Raw genomic sequence first — 6,474 nt, 5'->3', positions numbered from 1 at the left:
TCAAACAAGTGGGACCACCTCTGATCGGTCATGCATACAACATCAGAAAAAACTGCAAAACAGAAAATGATATTAGCTAAGGCAGTTTTAGCTGCTGCTGAACGACTTGGTCTTGCACAGGATCAACTAGCCTTAATACTCAGTATAGATTCGGTGAAAACTTTAACCTTTCTTGAATTAGATCCCACTTCAAAACAGGGAGAAATCGCCCTCACTTTAATCCGTATTACCACATCATTAGATGCTCTTACAGGTGGGGATACAGCTTGGATGCAGCATTTTATGAAATCACCCAATAAATTGATGAATGGCATTCCAATAGAACAGATTCAGAACCCTCAGGGATTGGCCTCTGTTTTACAATTGGTGGAAGGTCTTCGGGCTAAACTTTAAGATAAGCAAAGTATTAGGCTATACACAGAAAAGTCTTTCAGAAAAGACTAAAGTGACCCGAATCCTGCTTAAGCCGATGATTCCTTAATTTGAATTGTTGGCTTATTTCGATGGGTTAATTGATATGCACATAGTGAGGCGTAAATTCCACTCAGAAATCCATGAAGACTACGTGCTTTACTCGTCACTAAATTGTATTGCCCCTTCAATAAGCTGAATAATGTTTCTATTTTATTGCGTTGTCTTAGGTGATATTCATCTGATGCACAGAGTTGAATAGCCTGCATATTCTTCCGATGATAAGTAATTAAATCAATACCTTGATCTTTCAATCTAATTTTTAATTCTTGGCTGATGTAGCCCCGATCCCCGTAAAGTTTTGCTTCTATACCAGCAACCAATTGCTCAACCATTTTTATGTCAGCAACATGTCCATTCGATAAAGCAGAACAGGCAATTTCACCAAATTGATTCATTGCAATATGTAATTTACAGCCATAAAACCAGCCCATTGAGCTTCTACCACGTGATGCAATTTGGATTAATGATTTATGACGCTGAATACGTTGATTTTTACAAACTGGCAGAGTTGTTGAATCAATCCATAAATATTGTGTACCTTGGCCTTTCATCAGTGCCACATGTAAAGCGTGTAGAGCTAATTCATGCATATTGATCAGATGAATCATCCTTTGATAGCAAGGCAAGTACTTAAATAAATGGCTTTTATCTTCTTTTAACCAGCTGAAAAAGGCTTTGAAATTATTGAAATGAGAGCATTTGTACCAAATGGCAATAAAGCAGATTTCTGAAATTGTAAGTTGAGCAGTTCTGATTCTTAAGGAACCACGGTTTTGTTTGAGAAACTCCCAATAAGTTGATTCAAATTTAAGAAAAAAATCATCAATTACGCAGAATAATTCGGTACTATTGAACATCAGGACGAGAGTTGTGAGTTTGGTGTGGTAACTCAACTGATGGCTCTAGTCCTCTTATTTTTCAAGTCAATTTCTTATCCGCGATTCGGGTTAAAGTGAATAAAACAACAATTTCAGAGATAGAGAATGGCCATTTTACAGGTTCATTTGACATATTTGAACGTGTGCTTGATGGCATGGGTTTACAATTCGAAGTGAATAAAAAAAGTTTAACTTGCCCCAATGGGATGAAATTGAAGAAATATTTGCGGAATATGATGAATAAATTAGATTAGATTTATGTTCACATTTGATATTACACCTAATAATGTAGGCATAGTTCCACTGGTCAGCGCTCTCCATTAGATTATGAAGAGGCCCATCAAAAGATTAATACCAGTCAGTTAAGGAAATTTGGATGAAAAACAAATCTAAATTTCCTTATATTTGAATTTAAATTGATCTAAATTTATGTCTTAATTGAGCATAATTTTAGTTTTTCAATTCTTAACTGACCGGCATTATGGTAGGTATCGGGCTTTCATCATTCAATTTAGGAAGCGAGCAAATTGCGCAAGACATAGTGCAAGATACCACCGGCCTTAAAGTACTCCACCTCATTCAAGGTATCAATACGACACAACACTTGAAAATGGCTACACGTACCATCGGTATGTTGCACATCTACTTTCAGCATTTGATGCGGATGAATATCATCAGACAAGCCTAAAATTGACAGTGTTTCATGGCCCGTTAGGTTCAAGATCTGCCGGTTTTGACCCTCTACAAACTGTAAAGGTAACACCCCCATGCCAACCAGATTGGAACGGTGAATCCGCTCAAAACTTTCAGCAATCACCGCTTTCACCCCCAACAGGTTGGTGCCTTTGGCCGCCCAGTCACGTGAAGAACCGGTACCATATTCTTTCCCAGCAATCATTACGAGTGGGGTTTGTTCTGCCTGATAGCGCATTGCCGCATCATAAATCGAGAGTTTTTCTGCACTTGGAATATGCAGGGTATTGCCACCCTCCTCGCCACCCAGCATTTCGTTTTTGATTCGGATATTGGCAAAGGTACCTCGCATCATCACTTCATGGTTGCCACGGCGGGAACCATAAGAGTTAAAGTCTTTTACATCAACCCCCTGTTGCTGCAAATATCGGCCGGCCGGACTATCTTTTTTGATATTACCCGCCGGGGAAATATGGTCCGTCGTGACTGAATCGCCTAATATAGCCAAAATCCGTGCCTGTTTGATCGGCTGAATTGGTCGCACTGGCTGATCAATTTCTGCAAAAAAGGGAGGATGCCGGATATAGGTTGATTGTTCATCCCAAGCATAGGTTTGACTTTGTGGAATCTGGATCGCTTTCCACTTGGCATCGCCTTCAAACACTTCCGCATATTCTTTCTGGAACATCTTGGTATTCACATACTGCAGTGCGGCATCAATTTCCGTTTGTGTCGGCCAGATATCTTTTAAATAAACTGCTTGGCCATCAAAGCCTTCACCTATCGGCTCAGCAGTGAGATCAGTTCGAATATTCCCGACCAGGCCATAGGCAACTACTAAGGGTGGCGAGGCGAGCCAGTTGGTTTTCACCAAAGGATGCACCCGTCCTTCAAAGTTACGGTTTCCGGAAAGCACTGAGGCTACATTCAAATCAAAACATTGCACAGCTTCTTCAATCACTTCAGGTAAAGGTCCCGAATTACCAATACAGGTAGTGCAACCATAACCCACCAGGTTATAACCCAGTTGATTCAAATAAGGCGTCAACCCTGCTGCATCAAGATAATCGCTGACCACTTTGGAACCTGGAGCCAGTGAACTTTTCACCCAAGGTTTTCGCTGCAAACCTTTTTCGATTGCTTTTTTGGCCAATAGGCCTGCTGCCAACATGACACTGGGATTCGAGGTATTGGTACAGGAGGTAATGGCTGAAATCACTACATCACCATGCTGCAACGGATATTTTTCACCATCAATCATACAAAAAGCATTTTCATGTGGCAGGTTGGCCTGTTTCGCTTCAACAGCCGTACCTCCCCCTCCTTCATTTTCCAGACGCTCTTTTTCTTCTTTGACTGGTTTCAAGGTCAGATCCATGAAGGCATGAAAGGTTTTTGGCACTTGCGACAATAGCACACGATCCTGCGGGCGTTTCGGACCCGCCAGACTGGCTTCTACTGTCGACATATCTAAAGCCAGAGTGTCAGTAAAGACGGGTTCATCCCCCGGATTACGCCATAATCCTTGCAACTTGCTATAGGCCTCTACCAAGGCAATTCTTTCCGGCTGACGTCCGGTTAAACGTAAATAGGAAAGCGTTACCTCATCAACCGGGAAAAAGCCACAGGTAGCGCCATATTCGGGTGCCATATTGGCAATAGTGGCACGGTCAGCCAAGGGTAAATCGGCCAGACCATCGCCATAAAATTCGACAAATTTTCCAACTACGCCTTTTTGGCGCAGCATCTGGGTAATGGTCAGCACCAGATCAGTTGCTGTAATACCTTCTTTGAGTTTACCTATGAGCTTAAAGCCGATCACTTCTGGAATCAGCATGGAGATCGGTTGGCCCAGCATGGCCGCTTCCGCTTCGATGCCGCCCACTCCCCAACCTAACACGCCTAAGCCATTGATCATGGTGGTATGTGAATCGGTACCGACTAAGGTATCAGGAAAGGCAAAGCGCTGCCCATCGACCTCATTGCTCCAAACTACTTGTGCCAGATGTTCCAGATTAACCTGATGGCAAATCCCGGTTCCTGGCGGCACCACGCGAAACTGATTGAGCGCAGCCTGCCCCCAACGTAGAAATTGGTAGCGCTCGCCATTGCGTTGCATCTCAATTGCGACATTCTGCTCAAAAGCTTGCGGACTGGCAAAGTAATCGACCATCACCGAGTGATCGATGACCAAATCCACCGGTGACAACGGATTAATTTTTTCCGGATCACCGCCGGCTTTGGCCACCGCTGCACGCATCGCAGCAAGATCAACCACTGCGGGAACACCGGTAAAATCCTGCATCAGCACCCGTGCCGGACGATACTGGATTTCCTGTTCTGAGGTTTGGTTGTTTAACCACCCTGCCAGCGCATGAATATGCTCGGTTTTCACCGTGAGCTGATCTTCAAAACGTAGTAAATTTTCCAGCAAGACTTTTAAAGATTTTGGCAGCCGGGACAGGTCGCCCAACTGCACTTGCAATTTGGATAAGTTGAAAATCTGATAGTGTTCTGAACCGACGGTCAATGTTTCTAAGGTATTAAAACTATTGATATCACTATACTTGGCCATCTAGTTTCCCTCCGGCTTAAGATGTTATTTTTATGATCACAGTCAACCACTTCTTTACTTACTGTATACCAACTGCGCGGTGGGTTTGTTATTATTTATTATCGGATTGCGCTAGGCAGTTAAATGCAGGGCTGCGAGGGAATTTTGCCAGAGAGTTGCCGACAGTTCAGATCCGGCATCGACAATCTTTCTGCCAATTCCGTAAGGAGATAAGTTAAATTGAACCGCGTATTTTAACTGTATTTTCAGAATTATTTCAGATCACTACGTAGCTAGGGCTGTTTTACAGATCGAAATAATAAAATCATAAATGCTTTTCAAAAAAAGAAACTAATATGTTTCTTATAGAACCTAAAAGAAATAAATGTGTCCACAATGAATGAATCTTTACTTCAGCAAATCAAAAAAAGACGAACCCTATTGGGCTTAAAGCAAGTTGATATGCAATCCCGTACAGGCATTTCAAGACAGCAGTACCAAAAACTGGAAAGTCAGGGCAATCCACGATTAGAGACCTTAGAAATTATCGCGGCAGGATTAAATGCTCAACTGATGCTCATTCCAGATGATAAAGTTCATTTAATCAGACAATTATTGAAAGATGAAATTAAAATCACGATCGAAGATCAGGATGACTTAATGACCAACCCATGGAAGGGTCTTCTCGGAGATGAGGAATCATGAATCCTCTTAACGAGGTATTTTACCGGGTACTGACCATTATTAAAAAATTTATGCTTCATCCATAATCCATTCTTTAAAAAGAGCATCCTCGATTTCATAAGTACCATTTTCTGGTTTAAAAATAATTTGTTTTTTTGATAAAGAACGTAGGGCCGATTGAATACTTGATACCGCAATGTTATCTACACCAATGGAATCAGCCAGATGTTGTCTAAATTGACTACTATAAAGTTCAACTTGTGATTCCGCTATGGCTTTTAAAATTAGCTGTTCTAATAACTTAAACTCTCCCCATAATCCCGAAAAGTCACGATGCCCCATTGTATCGGCTATAAGCTGTTCCTTGGCAAAATCTATAGCCAGCATTGGGTTTAAGGCTAAACGCTCCACTAATGATCTTGCTAGTTGAGGACTTTGCTTCATATCTAAAAAAGCGTGCCATAAAATTTCTTTATTCAAACTACGTCCTGTTGTCTGATTAAATACATCTGCCAGATAATCTGTAAATGCTTTTGTTAGATTTGGAAAAGGTAAATTCTGTCCATAATGAAAAAATGGAGCACTACTCACAGAAAACATTTGTCTCAGGCCTTCTCGACTTGAACCAGTAAAAATCACCTTTATTGTTTCTTTATGCATATCTAAAGCGGTACGTAAACTGGCAATCGTGGTTTTATATTTTGAACTAGCTAAAGCCTGAATCTCATCAAGTAACAGTAAAATAGGTTTCCCCTGCTGAGCCAGTTTAGTAATGCTAGACAAAATACTGGAATTCACTTGTCCTTGTAGAAGTGTCACTTCAGCTTTTACCCCTGCCACCTCTGTACTTAAAGAATCAATATTTTTAATCCAATGTGTGGCTTTCCCCATTAAGCCATTTTGTTTTGAAAACTCATCAAGAGCTTTTACAAACTGCCCTTCACTATGCAGGCCTGCATCTAAAAAACTGAAATAAAAAACGCGCCATCCAAGCTGTTCTGCTAGGGGCGTAATATCTTTTCGTAAAAATTCAGTTTTTCCCATCCGGCGTGGGGCAAAAAAAGTCAGAGAACTAGCTAGTCCAGTCTCAAACATGCCTAAAATTTGTTTCGCCAGTTCGGTACGTGGAAAGTGCCAAGGGTCATTGGAGATGGTCATCATTTTAATTACTCGGCAATGATTTATTTATTA

The 6,474-nt window shown here is 41.4% G+C and carries 5 protein-coding genes and 1 pseudogene; 3 read left to right on the top strand and 3 right to left on the bottom strand.

What is annotated here, in order from left to right:
* Positions 1-30 precede the first annotated feature (30 nt).
* Entirely contained in the window at positions 31-393 is a 363-nt protein-coding gene (locus B2W49_RS02715) for an MbcA/ParS/Xre antitoxin family protein (RefSeq protein WP_291334250.1), read from the top strand.
* A 68-nt stretch (positions 394-461) separates the two neighbouring features.
* Here B2W49_RS02715 and B2W49_RS02710 read toward each other — a convergent pair whose 3' ends face one another.
* Positions 462-1,331 carry an IS982 family transposase gene (locus B2W49_RS02710; protein WP_005096218.1) on the bottom strand — a complete coding sequence of 290 codons (870 nt, stop codon included), beginning with the start codon at positions 1,329-1,331 and terminating at the stop codon, positions 462-464.
* An 86-nt stretch (positions 1,332-1,417) separates the two neighbouring features.
* Here B2W49_RS02710 and B2W49_RS02705 point away from each other — a divergent pair.
* Positions 1,418-1,596, top strand: a pseudogene (locus B2W49_RS02705) (transcriptional regulator); the annotation flags it as partial.
* 267 nt (positions 1,597-1,863) lie between these two features.
* Here the strand turns inward: B2W49_RS02705 and acnA are convergent.
* On the bottom strand, positions 1,864-4,620 hold the full coding sequence (gene acnA, locus B2W49_RS02700; protein ID WP_291334249.1) for an aconitate hydratase AcnA: 2,757 nt from the start codon (positions 4,618-4,620) through the stop codon (positions 1,864-1,866).
* 375 nt (positions 4,621-4,995) lie between these two features.
* Here acnA and B2W49_RS02695 point away from each other — a divergent pair, with 375 nt between their 5' ends.
* Entirely contained in the window at positions 4,996-5,304 is a 309-nt protein-coding gene (locus B2W49_RS02695) for a helix-turn-helix transcriptional regulator (RefSeq protein ID WP_291334248.1), read from the top strand.
* Positions 5,305-5,352: 48 nt separating this feature from the next.
* Here the strand turns inward: B2W49_RS02695 and B2W49_RS02690 are convergent, their stop codons facing one another.
* The gene (locus tag B2W49_RS02690) at positions 5,353-6,444 is read right to left on the bottom strand and encodes an ATP-binding protein (RefSeq protein WP_291334247.1); all 1,092 of its coding nucleotides are present in this window, start codon (positions 6,442-6,444) and stop codon (positions 5,353-5,355) included.
* Positions 6,445-6,474: the final 30 nt, after the last annotated feature.

The organism is Acinetobacter sp. UBA801 (genome assembly GCA_002296655.1).
Taxonomy (GTDB): domain Bacteria; phylum Pseudomonadota; class Gammaproteobacteria; order Pseudomonadales; family Moraxellaceae; genus Acinetobacter.
Note: the sequence above shows the minus strand (reverse complement) of the source record. Positions and strands in the feature narration are given on the sequence as shown.